This window comes from Nonomuraea sp. NPDC052634 (genome assembly GCF_040678535.1).
In the GTDB taxonomy this organism is placed as follows: Bacteria; Actinomycetota; Actinomycetes; order Streptosporangiales; family Streptosporangiaceae; genus Nonomuraea; species Nonomuraea fastidiosa.
Map to the genome: position 1 here is coordinate 252,096 of NZ_JBFATY010000010.1, position 13,800 is coordinate 265,895.

The window sequence follows — 13,800 nt, forward strand, 5'->3', positions numbered from 1 at the left end:
GCCGGGCCCTGGCGCGCCGGTCCCGCACGTCAGGCCGGGCCCTGGCGCGCCGGTCCCGCACGACAGGCCGGGCACCATGGGCGGGGCCGGCGCCGTCAGGAGGGGTGTTCGAGTGACGCCTTGTCGTCGTCCGTGGGGGCGAGCCTGGCCCAGATCTCGGCGAGGCTGCGCAGGTGGTCGTCATCGAGCCGGTCGAAGAAGAGCCTGCGCAGGTCCTCGTGCTGGCGGCGCCACGCCTTGCGCAGCAGCGCCCGGCCCTCTTTGGTGAGGTAGACCTCGAAGCCGCGCCCGTCGTCGGCCGACCGCCGCCGTTCGATGAGCCCCCGGCGCTCCAGCCGGTCGGCCAGCCGGGTGAACCCGCCGCTGGACATCAGCCGCCGCTGCGCCAGCTCCGACATGCGCATGCCCTTGCGGCCCGCCTCCCCCAGCAGCGCCATCACGCTGTATTCGGCCATGCTCACGCCGAGCGGCGCGAGCCCGGCCTCGATCTCCCGCCAGATGCGGTCATGGGTGACCAGGAACCCCCGCCAGGCCGCGTCCTCGAGCTCGTCCAGCCTTTCCGTCGCCATGGGCAGCACCGTATCGGCCCGCGTACGGGTGCGCCAGCCGCGCGTATCTGCCTGCACAGCAAAGCTTACGAAGCACCGTTCAGCACCATCCCGCCTTGTACCAGCGAAACCTCGCGGAATAATTGCCTGCGCAAGCAGATTAATGCAGATGTCCGGAGAGTACCGGGCGCATGTGGAGAGGAGACGACATGCCGTTCGAGATCGGCATCATGACGTTCGGCGAGCTGACGGAGGACCCCCTGACGGGGCACCATCCCTCCCCCAGGCAGCGCGTCCGCGAGACGATCGAGCAGGCGCAGGTCGCCGACCAGGTGGGCCTGGACGTCTTCGGCGTCGGCGAGCATCACAGGTCCGACTTCGTCGGCTCGGCGCCGTCCATCCTGCTGGCCGCCGCCGCCGAGCGCACCGAGCGGATCAGGCTCACCAGCTCGGTCACCGTGCTCAGCTCGGAGGACCCGGTACGCGTGTGGGAGCAGTTCGCCACCATCGACCTGCTGTCCAAGGGACGGGCCGAGATCATCGCCGGGCGCGGCTCGTACACCGAGTCCTTCCCGCTGTTCGGCTACGACCTAGAGGACTACGCGGACCTGTTCCGCGAGAAGCTGGACCTGCTGCTCGCCATCCGCGGGCGCAACCCCCTGACCTGGCGGGGCCGCTTCCGCCCGCCGCTGGTCGATGCGGACATCGCGCCGCGCGCCGACGGCGAGACGATCCCGATCTGGGTGGGCGTCGGCGGCTCGCCCGCCTCGGCGATCAGCACCGGCAGGCTGGGCCTGCCGATGGCGCTGGCGCTGCTGCTCGGGCCGATGACCCTGCACCAGGAGACGGTCAGGCTGTACCGGGCCGCCGCCGCGCAGGCCGGGCACGACGCGTCGGCGCTGCGCGTCAGCATCAACGCCCACGGGTACGTCGGGCGCACCAGCCGGGACGCCCGCGACACCATGTACCCCTACTTCGCCAAGGGCATGATGGACAACAACCACCAGCGCGGCGCCGGCTACCCGCTGTCCAGGCCGGTGTTCGACGCGCAGGCCACGCCCGCCGCCGGGCTGCTGGTCGGCAGCCCCCAGGAGGTCGCCGGCAAGCTGCTCGCCTACCACGAGCTGTACGGCGTGACGCGGGCCATCATCCAGATGGGCTTCGGCGGCATGCCGCAGAAGGAGCACCTGGCGGCCATCGAACGTCTCGGCACCGAGGTGGCGCCCATCGTGCGCGACGAGGTGGCGCGGCGCGAGAGGAGCGCGGCGTGACGGGCGCGACCTTGCGGGTCGTCGTCGTGAACGGCAGCCCGAGCGAGCCGTCCAAGACGATGGGACTCGTGGACGTCATCCTCGGCACGCTGGGGCGCATGACGCCGATCGAGGTGTCCCGCGTGCACGTCTACCGGCTCGGCCCCGGCTTCACCGGGGCGATCGAGCGTGACGACGTCCCGCCGGAGGTGGAGGCCGCGCTGCGGCTGGCCGAGGGCGCCGATCTGCTGGTGGCCGCGGCGCCGGTGTTCAGGGGCTCGTACCCGGGCATGTTCAAGCACTTCTTCGACCTCGTGGAGCAGTACGCGCTGGCGAACAAACCCGTGCTGCTGGCCGCGACGGGCGGGGGCGAGCACCACGCGCTCGTGCTGGAACACGCGATGCGGCCGCTGTTCGGCTTCTTCCAGGCGCTGACCGTGCCGGTGGCGGTCTTCGCCTCGTCCGGCGACTTCGACGGCACGACCCTGCTCAACCCGCGCGTCCACGGACGTATCGAGGTCGGTCTCCGGGACGTGGCGGACCTGCTGCGCTCCCGCGCGACGGGCCCCGCCGCGGCAGCGACCGGCCCCGCGCCGACGCCGGCGGGCCCGGTGTCGGCACCGGCGGCGACCTGACCGTTTCAGCACACCCCGCCCGAATTATCGTGAGAGATCACCCATAGCATGCAGGGGTACATCGGCCGCCCCGAGCCCGGAGACCCCCTGCATGGACCTCGCCACCCGCCGGCGCCGGCAGGCACTGTTCCTGCTCTTCTTCCTTCCGGGCATCGCCCTGTCGTCGTGGGTGACCCGCACCCCCGACATCCGTGACCGGCTGGAGGCGTCCACCGGCGAGATGGGCTGGATCCTGTTCGGCCTGTCGCTCGGCTCGATGGCCGGCATCCTCTGCTCGGGGCGGCTCACCTCCCGCTTCGGCACCCGGCCGGTCATCGCGGGCGGCACCGCCGTACTCGTCGCGAGCCTGGCCGTGCTGAGCACCGGCACCCTGCTGTCGTCGGTGCCGCTGGTGGTGGCGGGGCTGTTCGGGTTCGGGGCGGGGGTGGGCGCCGGCGACGTGGCGGTCAACGTGGACGCCACCGACGTCGAGCGCGTCACCGGCAAGACCACGATGCCCACCCTGCACGGATGCTTCAGCCTGGGCACGGTGGCCGGCGCCGGGATCGGCATCGCGGCCACCGCCGCCCGGCTTCCCGCGCACTGGCACCTGGCCGCCGTCACCGCGTTCTCGCTCGCGCTCTTCCTGTACGCCATCCGCGCCATCCCCGCGGGCACCGGCAGGCTGGAGGAGGCCGGTCGGGCCGGCGGGCGGGCTGCGCAGATCTGGAAGGAGCCTCGGCTGCTCATGATCGGCGCGATCGTGCTGGCGATGGCGCTGGCGGAGGGCGCGGCCAACGACTGGCTGCCGCTGCTCATGGTGGACGGGCACGGCGTAGACGCCGCCTCCGGGTCTCTGGTCTACACGGCGTTCGCCGCCGCGATGACGCTCGGCCGGTTCGGCGGCACGTACGCACTCGACCGGTTCGGCCGCACGCTCGTCGTCCGCGCCAGCGCCGTCTCGGGTGCGATCGGCCTGCTCCTGGTGATCTTCTCCGACAGCGCGGTCCTTGCCGGGGCCGCCGTGCTCTTCTGGGGTCTGGGCGCGTCGCTCGGCTTCCCCGTCGCGCTGTCGGCCGCGGGCGAGACCGGGCCGGAGGGGACCGCCCGCGTCAGCCTCGTCGCCACCATCGGGTACGTGGCCTTCCTCGTCGGACCGCCCGGTCTCGGCTTTCTCGGCGATCATTGGGGGCTGCGGCCGGCGATGCTGGTGGTGCTCGCCTTCGTCGCCTGCGCCGCGTTCCTCGCCTCCGCCGTGGACACCCGCCGCGCCGCCGCTTCGACCTGACCCGGCGGGGGCCGGCTGTGCGCGGCGGGCGTTCTGAGAAGCGAACGCGCAGGTTGGGGCGGTCATCCATGGAATGGGCGCCTACTACAGGCTGTAGAGTTACCGCCGTGAGACAGCGGTGGCGCACCCGCAGGGAGGGGACACGATGCGGCGCCCGGCGCAGCTGATCATCTCGGCCACGGTCTTCGTCGATCTGCTCGGCTTCACCCTGATCCTGCCCGCGCTGCCGTTCTACGCCACCGAGCTGGGCGCGACCGGGCTGTGGTTCGGGGCGTTGATGAGCGCGTACTCCGTGGCACAGCTCGTCGCCGCGCCGCTGCTCGGCCGGCTGTCCGACCGGTACGGGCGGCGCCCGCTCGTCCTGCTCGCACTGGCGGGCACCGCCGTGTCCATGGCGCTGACCGGGCTGTCCGCTTCTCTGCCCGCGCTGCTGGCCTGCCGCGTCGTGGCGGGGGCGAGCGGCGGGAGCATCTCCGTGGCGCAGGCGTACCTGGCCGACGTGGTGCCCGAGGAGCGGCGTACGGGGGCGATGGCGCAGATGGGGGCGTCCATCGGGATGGCCTTCGTGCTGGGTCCCGCGCTCGGCGGGCTGCTGGCGCCGCTGGGGTTCGCGGCATGCGCGTACGCGGCGGCGGCCCTGGCCGCGCTCAACTTCATCGCCGCCCTGATCTGGCTGCCCGAACCGTCTCGCACCCGGACCGCCGCGATCGGCACGCCCGGCCAGCCGCCGGCCCACGCCCTCGCCACGCCCGATCACCCGGCCGCGCCTGAAGCCGGCACGCCCGGATCTTCGGGCGCTCACGAGCCCGGAGCATCCGGTCAGCCGGTCGCACCCGAGACGGTCCACGCCGGCGCCGGGGCCGGGGCGGTCCCGAGGCCGGCCGGTGCGGCGCCTGCCGTAACAGCGCAGAGCAGTGGCCGGGCGCCGGTGGCGTTGCTTGCGGCCACCGGGTTTCTGGCGATGGCCGCGTTCGTGGGCATGGAGACCACACTCGCGTTCCTCGGCCGCGACCGCTACGGCTGGGACGCCACCTCGATCGGCCTGGCGCTGGCGGCGGCGGGTGTGGCGATGGCCGCCGCGCAGGCCGGGCTCGTGCCGTGGCTGGCCCGCCGCTGGGGCGACTCCCGGGTCGCGGCGGCCGGCGCGGTCACGATGACCGTGTGCATGGTCGCGGTGGCCGTCTCCGGCACCTGGTGGCAGGGCCTCGCCGCCGTCTGCCTGCTGGCCGCCGGGCACGGCCTGCTCACCCCGACCGTCTCCAGCCTGCTGGCCGCCTGCGGCCCCTCGGAACGCCGGGGCGCCCGCCTGGGCACCGGCCAGTCCGCCGCCGCGGCGGCCAGGGTCGTCGGCCCGGCGCTCGCGGGCCTGCTGTTCGACGCGGGGACGGCGCTGCCGTACCTGGCGGGTGCGGTCGCCGCCGCGCTGGCGGCCGTAGCCGTACTGGCGGTTCCCGCGCCAGGGCCTGCCGCAGCACCCGAGAGCAGCGTCTGAGCGCCGGCGCCTCATCCTCGGCCGTCGCATCCCGCCGGAGATGTCAGCGAGCAGCGTTCGGCGGACCGCGATCCGGGGTTCGCGCGATCGCCGGGCAGGCTGCGGCCGATCGCCCACACGGCCAGCGCGCAGGCGGCGAAACCGGCGCCCAGGAGGCTGGAGCCCGTCCAGCCGAACGCGGCGAAGGCGGCGGTGGTCGTGGCCGCGCCGAGCGCGGAGCCCAGCGAGTAAAAGATCATGTAGCTGCCGACGACGCCGCTGGTGCGATCGGGGTGGGCGGCGGTGAGCAGGTGCTGGTTGCTCACGTGTACGACCTGGACGGCGAAGTCGAGCAGCACGATCCCGGCGACGAGCAGCCACAGCGACCACGGGAGCTGCGCGATGGCCGCCCACGAGCAGATGAGCAGGGCGAGCGCGAGACCGGTCGCGGGGGCGGCGCGTCCGGCGTCCGCCCACCGTCCCGCGCGGGCGGCCCCGAGCGCACCGGCGAGTCCCGCGACGCCGAACAGCCCGATCTGGCTCTCGGTCAGCCCCCACGGTGCGCCCGCCAGCGGCAGAGAGAGCCCGCTCCACAGCGTTCCGAACGACGCGAAAAGGAAGAACGCGATGAGCCCGCGCGTCAGAAAGAGCCGCTGCCCGAACGGCCTTCGCCCCGAGGCGTCCACCCTCCGGCGACGGCGCTTCCTTCCCGGCAGGAGTGCAAGCACCGGAGCCGCGAGCCCAGAAGCCTCCCCGCGCAGGCGACGTTCCTCACTCGGCAGGAGCGCGAGCACGAGTGCCGCGAAGCCGTACGAGAGCAGCGCGAGCACGGCGTAGACGCTTCGCCACCCCCACACATCGGCCAACGCGCCGGCGACGACCCGCGCGCCCAGGATGCCCACCACGACGCCCGAGGTGACGACGCCGATGCTGCGTCCGCGTTCCGCCGGTGATGAGATCGAGGCGGCGTACGCCACCGTCGTCTGCACCACGACCGCGAACACCCCGGCCACCGCGAGCCCGGCGAACGCCGCCCACCCTGCCGGCGCCAAGGCCGTCAGGGTCGTGCCCGCGCCGGTGAGCGCCAGGTGTGCGGCGATGAGCCGGCGTCTGTCGAGCACGTCGCCGAGCGGCACGAGCAGCGCCAGCCCGGCGAGGTAGCCGAGCTGGCCGGTCGCGACCAGCCACCCGGTGCGATCCGCGGGCACGCCGAGCTCACGCCCCATCGGCTCCAGGACCGGCTGGGCGGCGTAGACGCTCGCCACCGCGACGCCGCACACCACCGCGAGCAGCGCCCGCCGCCAGGCGTTCATCGGGAACCACAGCCGATCGATCGGCCCCCATCGCCCATCGATCGAGTGCCACCACCCATCGATCGAGTGCCGCCGCCGATCGATCGCGCCCCGCCACCCGTCGATCGAGTGCCGCCGCCGATCGATCGCGCCCCGCCACCCGTCGATCGAGTGCCGCCGCTGATCGATCGAGTCATCGATCGCGCCCCGTCTCGCATGCCGCGCTCCCATCCCTCGTTGGTTGCAATTCGAAACCAATCACGACCGTAGGGCATAATGGTTTCAATCTGCAACCGACTGGAGGTGTGCTGGTGACGACCGCGGAGCGCGTACCCGAGCTCGACTGGACCGACCCCCACTGCCCGGTCGCCCGTGCGCTCGACCTGGTCGGCGACCGGTGGAGCCTGCTCGTCATCAGGGACGCGATGGACGGCGCGCGGTCGTTCACCGAGTTCCAGCGGCGGACGGGCATCGCCCGCAACATCCTCACCGACCGCCTGCGCAGGCTGACCGCTCACGGGCTGCTCGCCCGGCGGGCCGCGCCGTCGGGCCGCCGCCAGGAGTACGTGCTCACCGACGCGGGACGCGACCTCTTCCCCGTCATCGTCACCCTGCGCCAGTGGGGCGAGCGGCACGCCTTCGAGCCGGGCGAGCCCCATTCGATCCTGGTGGACAAGGACGGCGTCCCGGTGCCCGAGGTCACGCCGGTGGGCGCCGACGGCGGCGTTCTGGACTCCGGCACCACCCGCGTACGGAAGGTCGAATAGCGGCGCGCCCTGTCCGCCGGCTCAGGATCGGGCCGCTCACCGGAGACCTTTCCGTGAATGTCCGGACGAGTGCCGTACGACGGCGCTTAGGATTTCGGGCAACGGGATGAGCACACGACGAGCGACGCGCTCGTCACAGAAGCGGCCGATGGGATGGATCAGGCGGTGACCATGGGCGAGTCCTACGGCCTGCGCGTACCGATCGACGACGATCTCGCCCTCCTCCGCGCTTCAGTGGGCGCGTTCGCCTCAGGGGCCGGCCTGAGCAGGCGACGTACGGAGGCGCTCGTCCTGGCGGTCAGCGAGGCGGCGAGCAACGTGCTCGAACACGCCCAGGCGGCGGGCACGGTGAGCGCCCGCAGCGACCCCGACGGCATCACCGTGCACGTCGAGGACGAGCGCGGCGCATTGACCCACGAGCACCTCCGGGGCACCCCGCCCTGGCCACCGCGCCGCGGCCTGGGCCTCTTCGTCATCCAGCGCGTCTGCGATCGCGTGGCGCTCGACCATCCCGGCGGCCGGTCGCGCCTCGAATTGTTCATGAGGTTCAGACCCGACGACCCCGACTGACCCGACGACCCCGACCGGCCCGACGACCCCGACCGGCCCGACGACCCCGACCGGCCCGACGACCCCGACCAGCCTGACGGCGCCGGCCGCCACGGCTTTTGATCAGCCCAGTGCGGCCATCAGCTCGCGGCACGCCTGCTCGCAGTCGCGGCAGGCCTGAGCGCACGTGACGCAGTGCGGGTGGTGGGTGTGCTGCGCGCACTCGTCCCCGCACGTCTTGCACGCCAGCGCGCATGCCTCCAGCACTGCCCTGGTGAGGTTCGCGTCGTAGCCCGTGTGCCGCGACAGCACCCGTGCCGTCGCCTCGCACAGGTCGGCGCAGTCGAGGTCGCCCCGTACGCACTTGGCCAGCTCCGTGACCTCGGGCTCGCTCAGGCAGGCGTCGGCGCACGCCGTACACGCCTGGGCGCAGCTCATGCACTGCTCGATGCATCTGATGAGGCGGTCCTGGTCCACCTGGCCGAGGTCCTGTGGGTACGCGGAGAGCATCTCCGCCACCTGTGACGTCATTGTCGCCTCCCGTTGCAGAACCCTTCAGCTACCCAGCGGGCGCGGGCCGTTAACGCGTTCCCGGCCGGCCGGTTTTCCGGGTGTTTTCCGGGTATGGCGGGCTGCCGAGCGCGTATCGAAGGAGGTAGTGGTGATGCGAGTGCACCATGGGGAGCCGGTGCGGGACGAGCGCGACACGGCGTACACGCGGCGGCTCGACCGGGAGGCGGCCGCCGAGACCGCCGCCGTCGTGACGACCAGCGTCGCGGGCGGGCGTGCCGGGAGCGTGGCAGGCGGCATGGCGAGCCGTGTGGCGGGGCGGCGCGCGCCCGCGCCCGCGGTGGTGGCCGCGCTGCTCGCCGGAGCCTGCGGCGCCGTCGTCGCCGCCCGGCTCATCAGGGCGCGCATGACGAGAGGCGCGGGCGTTCCCGCCCAAGGCAGGCGGTGCCTGAGCACGCACGACAGGGTCCGCCATCACGAGCGCTGACACAGGCCCGACAGGACCCGCCAACACGAGCGCTGACACAGGCCCGACAGGACCCGCCAACACGAGCATCAACGCGAGCCCGGCCCGGTTCTGTCTGCCGCCGGGGCGTCGGTCTTCTTCAATGGCAGGCGACGACGAGCTTGGTGCCGGGGCCGCAGCGCTGGCGTTCCCAGGCGCCGGTGATGCCGGAGAGCGGAACGACCTGCAGGTCCAGCTTGAGGCCGCCGGACGCGGCGAGCCGGGTCATCCGCAGGTAGGCGTCGCGGCGCACCTCGACAGGCGCGTGGAAGATCGCGAAGCCGCAGATGTCGAGCGCGGGCGAGCGTACGAGCGGCGCGGGCAGGTCGATCCGCATGGCGGCCTGCTGGCCGAGCTGGATGTGCCGGGCGCCGTGGCGGGCCGCTCCCATCGCCGCCAGCGCGGGCGGGCCCCACAGCGGGTCGATGATGACGTCCGCCCCGCCACCCGTGGCCTCCCGTATCGCGGCCACCAGGTCGCCGCCGGCTCCTTCACCACCGCCGCCGGTGGCCCCCCTGCCGCCGTCACCGCCGTGGCCATCGGTGCCACTCGCGCCGCCGCCGCCCGCGCCGTCGAGCTCGACGACGGCGTCCGCGTCCAGGCGGTGCAGGCGCTCGCTTGACCGGGCCGCCGCGACGACCCGGCCCGCCCCGAGCGCGCGGGCGATCTGCACGGCCGCCGTCCCCACCGTGCCGGTCGCGCCCAGGACGAGGACGGTCTCCCCCGGCCGCAGCCCGGCCCGCCACTCCAGCGCCAGCCAGGCGGCCAGGCCGCTGTTGCCGAGCGCCGCCGCCATCCTGCTGTCGACCCCCTCGGCGACGTCGAACAGCGCGCCGGACGGCACCAGGACGCGTTCGGCCAGCGACCCGTACGGCGGCACGACCGTGTCGAAGAACACCCGCCGCCCGTCCGGCAGGCGGCCGACGCCGTCGCTGCCGACGACCGACGGCAGGGGCGGCGGCCCGGTGTAGAAGGTGCCGGACGCCTTGGCGACGTCGAGGTGGCTGAGCCCGGCCGCCTCCACCTCGACGACGGCGGCGTCATCGGAGGGGCGCGGCTCGTCGAACTCGTCGTAGTGCGGCGGCGTCCCGTAATCGTGCAGTACGGCGGCTCTCATGCGGCATCGCCATCCTTCCCTGCGCCCGGCGAAGGCGACGTCGTCCCTGGTCAGGGCGGTCGTAGCAGGTTTACTGCCCACGCAGCCGCCGGGCCATGCCGGACGAACGGCGTACCCGGGTGATAGAGCGGGCCGCGCCGGGGTAGCGGCCTGCTGCCGCGGCAGGAGAACGGGAGTGGCGCATGAGCACCATGGCGGGGAGCTGGAAGATGACGATCACCGACGGATGACGTCCCGGAGACCGGCTGAGCCTGCTCAACCCCAGCCCCGGCCCCGCGCACGTCGAGCTGACGCTGTGCGCGCGAGGCGGCCGGCCGCGCGGGCCGATCCGGGTGACGCTCCCGGCACAGCGCACCCGGTCGGCGACGCTGGAGGAGCTGGCGGGCGCCCTGCCGCCGGGGACGGTGTACTCCGTCGTGGTGGTGTCGGACGCGCCGGTGCTCGTGCGGCCGCACCGGGCCGGCGACGATGTGCCCGAGGTGGGCCGCCCCGCCGCCTGACCCGCCGAGTGCCCTCCCGAAGCCCCGCCCAGGGAGAGCGTGCGGCCTGGCCGACCACACGGCTGGGGGCGAGCGCCTGCGCCCGCCCCTCAGCTCAGCCGACCACCTCGAACAGCTCGTTGAGCTGATCGTTCAGTTTGGAGAGCGAGCTGACCGGCTCGTCCCCGATGTACACGGCGTCGAACGCGGGCTTCGACAGCGCCGAGATGTCGGCCGCGTTGGAGGTCACCGGCAGCGGGAACGTGGTGCCGTTCTTGACGTGGTCGGTGAACGCCGACACGTCGAGCCCGCGCTCCTTCTTGTTGTACTCGATGGCCAGCTCCGTCCCGGAGGGCCGGGCGGGGAAGACCACGCCGGACTGGCCGATGATGTTCTGGCACTCCTCACTGGAGAGGAACTTGACCCACTTGGCGGCGTTCTCCGGCTGCTCGGAGAACGTCGTGATGGAGTCGGCGAGCCCGTTGAACATCGAGGCCCGCTTGCCCTTCGGCCCGATCGGGGTGGGCGCGACGCCGATGTTCAGCTTCTTGCCGTCGGCGTCGGTGAGCTTGGTGAACGACGAAATCGTCCACGAGCCGTCCAGGCCCATCGCGGCGATGCCGGCCTGGATCTGCTTGTCGGCGGTGATCGCGTTGGTGCCGCCGATCGCTTCGTAGCTCGCCATGTACCCCTTCTTGGCGAGCCCGAAGTACCACTCCAGGGTCTCGTGGAGCACCGGGTCGTCGAGGTTGAAGCGGGTGCCCCAGGGGTTCTTGTCGGTGGGCTGCCAGCCGACGCTGCCGGTGAAGGCCGACCACTGCGTCTGTCCCCAGTTGTCGCCGCCGGCGCCGTTGGCGGCGAGGCCGTACCTCTTGACCTTGGTCTTGTCGAAGCCGGGCTCGTCGCCGCGCTTGCCGTTGGCGTCGATGGTCAGGTGGGCGATGGTCTTTTCGAACGTGCCGCCGTCGTGCGGGTTCCAGGTCAGCTCGTCGAGCGTCTCCGGGTCGATTCCGGCCTCTTTGAGCGCGTCGGCGTTGTAGAACATCGCGATCGTGTCCCAGTCCTTCGGGGCGCCGTATCGCTTGCCGTCCTTGCCCTTCCACAGCTCGGCCAGGCCCGCCTGGTAGTCGGAGTCCTTGATGTCGCTGGTCGGGCCGAGGTCGTCGAGCGGGCGCAGCACCTCGAGGTCGACGAACTGGGGGAACTTCGTCAGGTGGTCGGTGAAGACGTCGGGGGCGGTGCCGGCGATGAAGCTGGCGGTCAGCTTGGACCAGTAGTCGTCCCAGTTGTACTGCGAGATGTTGATGCGCAGGCCGGGGTTCTGCTTCTCGAAGGCGTCGGCGCACTTCTGGTAGCCCGGCTGCTGCGCGGAGTCCCACAGCCAGTACTCGATGGTGCCGTTCGCCCCGCCGCTCCCGCCGGTGCCGCACGCGGCGGTGGTGGTCAGCAGGAGCGCGGACAGGAGGATTCTTCTGAGCATCACTTGATCCCGCTGAAGCCGATGGAGTTGACGATACGGCGGGCGAAGACGAAGAACAGCAGCAGCATCGGCAGCGCCGCCACCAGCGTGGCCGCCATCAGTCCCGCCCAGTCGGGGCCCGCCTGGGGCTTCTGCGACTTGAACACGCCGAGCGCCACGGTGAGCACGCGCGACTTGTCGGTGTAGCTGACCATGAGCGGCCAGAAGTACTCGTTCCAGGAGGTGATGTACGTGAGGATCGACAGCGTCGAGATGGGCGCGGCCGACATCGGCAGGATGATCCTGAAGAAGATGCGCACCTTCGAGGCGCCCTCCACCATCGCCGCCTCCTCCACCTCCCGGGAGATGCCGAGGAAGAACTGGCGCAGGAAGAACACCGCGAACGGCGTCATCAGCATCGTCGGCAGCGCGATGCCGAGCACGGTGTCGATCAGGCCGAGCTCCTTGATGAGCACGAAGTTCGGCAGCAGCGTGAAGATCGCCGGGACCATGAGGCCGGCCAGGAAAACCGCGAAGATCTGCTCGCGGTAGCGCCAGCGCAGCCGGGCGAAGGCGTAGGCGGCCATCGAGGAGAAGAACACCTGCCCGGCCGTGACCATGGTCGCGACGAGCACCGAGTTGAGCAGGTAGCGCCAGAAGTTGAACGGCTGTCCCGAACCGCCGGCGTCGATGGCCTCCTGCCCGGTCTGCAGGCCGAAGACGCGCTCGAAGCCGCCCCAGGAGAACTGCACGGGCAGCAGGCTGTCGCTGCCCGCGTAGAGGGCGTTGTTGTCGGACAGCGCGGTCCTGAGCACCCAGTAGAACGGGAACAGACTGGCGAAGATCACCAGCACCATGAACGCCCAGGCGAGGATCCTGCCGATGCCGGGCCGGGGCTTCGGCGGCGGCTCGTGACCGGCGGCGGAGGCATCGCTCGGGGCGGGGGCCATGACGGTTGCCATGTCACACTCTTCCTAGGCCAGATCGGAGCTGCCGGCCCGGGTCAGCCGGTACTGAAGGAACGTGATGATCGTCAGGACGATCAGCAGCGCCACGGACATCGCCGAGGCGTAACCGAACTGGAAGCGGCTGAACGCGGCCTCGTAGATGTAGTACTGGAGCACCTTCGAGGAGTTGACCGGGCCGCCCTTGGTCGCGATCGCGATGGTGTCGAACACCTGGAACGAGCCCACGACGCTGATGATCAGCACGACCGCCGTGATGGGCCGCAGCAGCGGCAGCGTGATGCTCCTGAACAGGCGCAGCTCGGAGGCGCCGTCCACGCGGCCGGCCTCGTACACGGTCGCGGGGATCGTCTGCAGGCCCGCGAAGATCAGCAGCGCGGTGTAGCCGACGTGCCGCCAGACGTTGATGAGCGCCACGGTCGGGATGACCCAGGCGGAGTCGGCGAGGAACGCGATCCGGTCGAGCCCGAGCAGCTCGAGGACCGTGTTGCCGATGCCGAGCTGGTAGTCGAGGATCCACAGGAAGATCAGCGCCGCGACCACGTTCGAGACGAGGTACGGCGTCAGCACCAGCCCGCGCAGCCACGTCTTGCGGGTCAGCCGCTGCATCAGCACCGCGATGATCAGCGCCAGGATCGTCTGGATCCCGATGTTGACCACCACGTAGTAGACGGTCACGCCCAGCGCGTTCCAGAAGACCGGGTCCTCGACCATGCGCACGTAGTTGTCCAGCCCGGTCCAGCGGGCGGGCGTGAGCAGGTTGAACTTGGTGAAGCTGAGGTAGATGCCGCGCAGCGTCGGCCAGAGCAGGAAGACCAGGAAGCCGATCAGCGCGGGGAGGATGAACAGGAGCGCCAATCGCGTGTCGTCGCGTGGTCGCTTGGGAGTGCCGGTGGTCGCCAGCTTGGTGGGGGTGGCCATGGTTTCTCCTACGCCGCTCACCGGACGATCGGCGCGGGGCGATCCGTACCCTTCCCGGACATTGA

Annotated in this window: 15 protein-coding genes; 8 read left to right on the forward strand and 7 right to left on the reverse strand. The window is 71.9% G+C overall.

Features of this window, described 5'->3' with window-relative positions; genetic code table 11:
* Nucleotides 1–95: 95 nt before the first annotated feature.
* The gene (locus AB0K67_RS32920; RefSeq protein ID WP_364068017.1) at nt 96–569 is read right to left on the reverse strand and encodes a MarR family transcriptional regulator; all 474 of its coding nucleotides are present in this window, start codon (nt 567–569) and stop codon (nt 96–98) included.
* Nucleotides 570–757: 188 nt separating this feature from the next.
* Here AB0K67_RS32920 and AB0K67_RS32925 point away from each other — a divergent pair, with 188 nt between their 5' ends.
* From AB0K67_RS32925 to AB0K67_RS32940, 4 genes are all read left to right on the forward strand, one after another.
* Complete coding sequence (locus AB0K67_RS32925; RefSeq protein WP_364068018.1) at nt 758–1,819, forward strand: LLM class flavin-dependent oxidoreductase; 1,062 nt, start codon at nt 758–760, stop codon at nt 1,817–1,819.
* The gene (locus AB0K67_RS32930; RefSeq protein WP_364068019.1) at nt 1,816–2,433 is read left to right on the forward strand and encodes an NAD(P)H-dependent oxidoreductase; all 618 of its coding nucleotides are present in this window, start codon (nt 1,816–1,818) and stop codon (nt 2,431–2,433) included. The genes AB0K67_RS32925 and AB0K67_RS32930 overlap by 4 nt, the downstream gene beginning before the upstream one ends.
* Nucleotides 2,434–2,524: 91 nt before the next feature.
* On the forward strand, nt 2,525–3,700 hold the full coding sequence (locus AB0K67_RS32935) for an MFS transporter (RefSeq protein WP_364068020.1): 1,176 nt from the start codon (nt 2,525–2,527) through the stop codon (nt 3,698–3,700).
* A 145-nt stretch (nt 3,701–3,845) separates the two neighbouring features.
* Nucleotides 3,846–5,192, forward strand: coding sequence for an MFS transporter (locus tag AB0K67_RS32940; protein ID WP_364068021.1), 1,347 nt, complete (start codon nt 3,846–3,848; stop codon nt 5,190–5,192).
* A gap of 11 nt (nt 5,193–5,203) precedes the next feature.
* Here AB0K67_RS32940 and AB0K67_RS32945 read toward each other — a convergent pair whose 3' ends face one another.
* Nucleotides 5,204–6,694 (reverse strand): MFS transporter, encoded by a 1,491-nt coding sequence (locus tag AB0K67_RS32945; RefSeq protein WP_364068022.1) that lies wholly within the window; start codon nt 6,692–6,694, stop codon nt 5,204–5,206.
* An 80-nt stretch (nt 6,695–6,774) separates the two neighbouring features.
* On the opposite strand from AB0K67_RS32945, the gene AB0K67_RS32950 reads away from it, so the two are divergent.
* The gene (locus tag AB0K67_RS32950; RefSeq protein WP_364068023.1) at nt 6,775–7,230 is read left to right on the forward strand and encodes a helix-turn-helix domain-containing protein; all 456 of its coding nucleotides are present in this window, start codon (nt 6,775–6,777) and stop codon (nt 7,228–7,230) included.
* 171 nt (nt 7,231–7,401) lie between these two features.
* Nucleotides 7,402–7,800, forward strand: a complete 399-nt coding sequence (locus AB0K67_RS32955; RefSeq protein WP_364068054.1) for an ATP-binding protein — start codon at nt 7,402–7,404, stop codon at nt 7,798–7,800.
* Nucleotides 7,801–7,902: 102 nt separating this feature from the next.
* Here AB0K67_RS32955 and AB0K67_RS32960 read toward each other — a convergent pair whose 3' ends face one another.
* Nucleotides 7,903–8,310, reverse strand: coding sequence for a four-helix bundle copper-binding protein (locus AB0K67_RS32960; RefSeq protein WP_364068024.1), 408 nt, complete (start codon nt 8,308–8,310; stop codon nt 7,903–7,905).
* Between the two features lie 133 nt (nt 8,311–8,443).
* On the opposite strand from AB0K67_RS32960, the gene AB0K67_RS32965 reads away from it, so the two are divergent.
* Nucleotides 8,444–8,776, forward strand: a complete 333-nt coding sequence (locus AB0K67_RS32965) for a hypothetical protein (RefSeq protein WP_364068025.1) — start codon at nt 8,444–8,446, stop codon at nt 8,774–8,776.
* 118 nt (nt 8,777–8,894) lie between these two features.
* Here AB0K67_RS32965 and AB0K67_RS32970 read toward each other — a convergent pair whose 3' ends face one another.
* The gene (locus AB0K67_RS32970; protein ID WP_364068026.1) at nt 8,895–9,911 is read right to left on the reverse strand and encodes a hypothetical protein; all 1,017 of its coding nucleotides are present in this window, start codon (nt 9,909–9,911) and stop codon (nt 8,895–8,897) included.
* Nucleotides 9,912–10,162: 251 nt separating this feature from the next.
* Between AB0K67_RS32970 and AB0K67_RS32975 the strand changes: the two genes are divergently transcribed.
* Nucleotides 10,163–10,411, forward strand: a complete 249-nt coding sequence (locus tag AB0K67_RS32975) for a sensory rhodopsin transducer (RefSeq protein WP_364068055.1) — start codon at nt 10,163–10,165, stop codon at nt 10,409–10,411.
* A gap of 94 nt (nt 10,412–10,505) precedes the next feature.
* On the opposite strand, the gene AB0K67_RS32980 is transcribed toward AB0K67_RS32975, so the two are convergent.
* Genes AB0K67_RS32980 through AB0K67_RS32990 form a run of 3 tightly spaced genes read right to left on the reverse strand, consistent with a single transcriptional unit; the run spans nt 10,506 to nt 13,735 of the window.
* Complete coding sequence (locus AB0K67_RS32980) at nt 10,506–11,870, reverse strand: sugar ABC transporter substrate-binding protein (protein WP_364068027.1); 1,365 nt, start codon at nt 11,868–11,870, stop codon at nt 10,506–10,508.
* Nucleotides 11,870–12,811 carry a carbohydrate ABC transporter permease gene (locus AB0K67_RS32985; protein ID WP_364068028.1) on the reverse strand — a complete coding sequence of 314 codons (942 nt, stop codon included), beginning with the start codon at nt 12,809–12,811 and terminating at the stop codon, nt 11,870–11,872. The genes AB0K67_RS32980 and AB0K67_RS32985 overlap by 1 nt, the downstream gene beginning before the upstream one ends.
* Nucleotides 12,812–12,823: 12 nt before the next feature.
* Nucleotides 12,824–13,735 carry a sugar ABC transporter permease gene (locus tag AB0K67_RS32990; protein ID WP_364068029.1) on the reverse strand — a complete coding sequence of 304 codons (912 nt, stop codon included), beginning with the start codon at nt 13,733–13,735 and terminating at the stop codon, nt 12,824–12,826.
* Nucleotides 13,736–13,800: the final 65 nt, after the last annotated feature.

Coding starts and splice junctions, on each gene's coding strand:
- AB0K67_RS32935 (WP_364068020.1), top strand. CDS start 2,525: ATGGACCTCGCCACCCGCCGGCGCCGGCAGGCACTGTTCCTGCTCTTC.
- AB0K67_RS32955 (WP_364068054.1), top strand. CDS start 7,402: ATGGGCGAGTCCTACGGCCTGCGCGTACCGATCGACGACGATCTCGCC.
- AB0K67_RS32945 (WP_364068022.1), bottom strand. CDS start 6,694: ATGGGAGCGCGGCATGCGAGACGGGGCGCGATCGATGACTCGATCGAT.
- AB0K67_RS32965 (WP_364068025.1), top strand. CDS start 8,444: ATGCGAGTGCACCATGGGGAGCCGGTGCGGGACGAGCGCGACACGGCG.
- AB0K67_RS32990 (WP_364068029.1), bottom strand. CDS start 13,735: ATGGCCACCCCCACCAAGCTGGCGACCACCGGCACTCCCAAGCGACCA.
- AB0K67_RS32960 (WP_364068024.1), bottom strand. CDS start 8,310: ATGACGTCACAGGTGGCGGAGATGCTCTCCGCGTACCCACAGGACCTC.
- AB0K67_RS32920 (WP_364068017.1), bottom strand. CDS start 569: ATGGCGACGGAAAGGCTGGACGAGCTCGAGGACGCGGCCTGGCGGGGG.
- AB0K67_RS32925 (WP_364068018.1), top strand. CDS start 758: ATGCCGTTCGAGATCGGCATCATGACGTTCGGCGAGCTGACGGAGGAC.
- AB0K67_RS32985 (WP_364068028.1), bottom strand. CDS start 12,811: ATGGCAACCGTCATGGCCCCCGCCCCGAGCGATGCCTCCGCCGCCGGT.
- AB0K67_RS32940 (WP_364068021.1), top strand. CDS start 3,846: ATGCGGCGCCCGGCGCAGCTGATCATCTCGGCCACGGTCTTCGTCGAT.
- AB0K67_RS32970 (WP_364068026.1), bottom strand. CDS start 9,911: ATGAGAGCCGCCGTACTGCACGATTACGGGACGCCGCCGCACTACGAC.
- AB0K67_RS32980 (WP_364068027.1), bottom strand. CDS start 11,870: ATGCTCAGAAGAATCCTCCTGTCCGCGCTCCTGCTGACCACCACCGCC.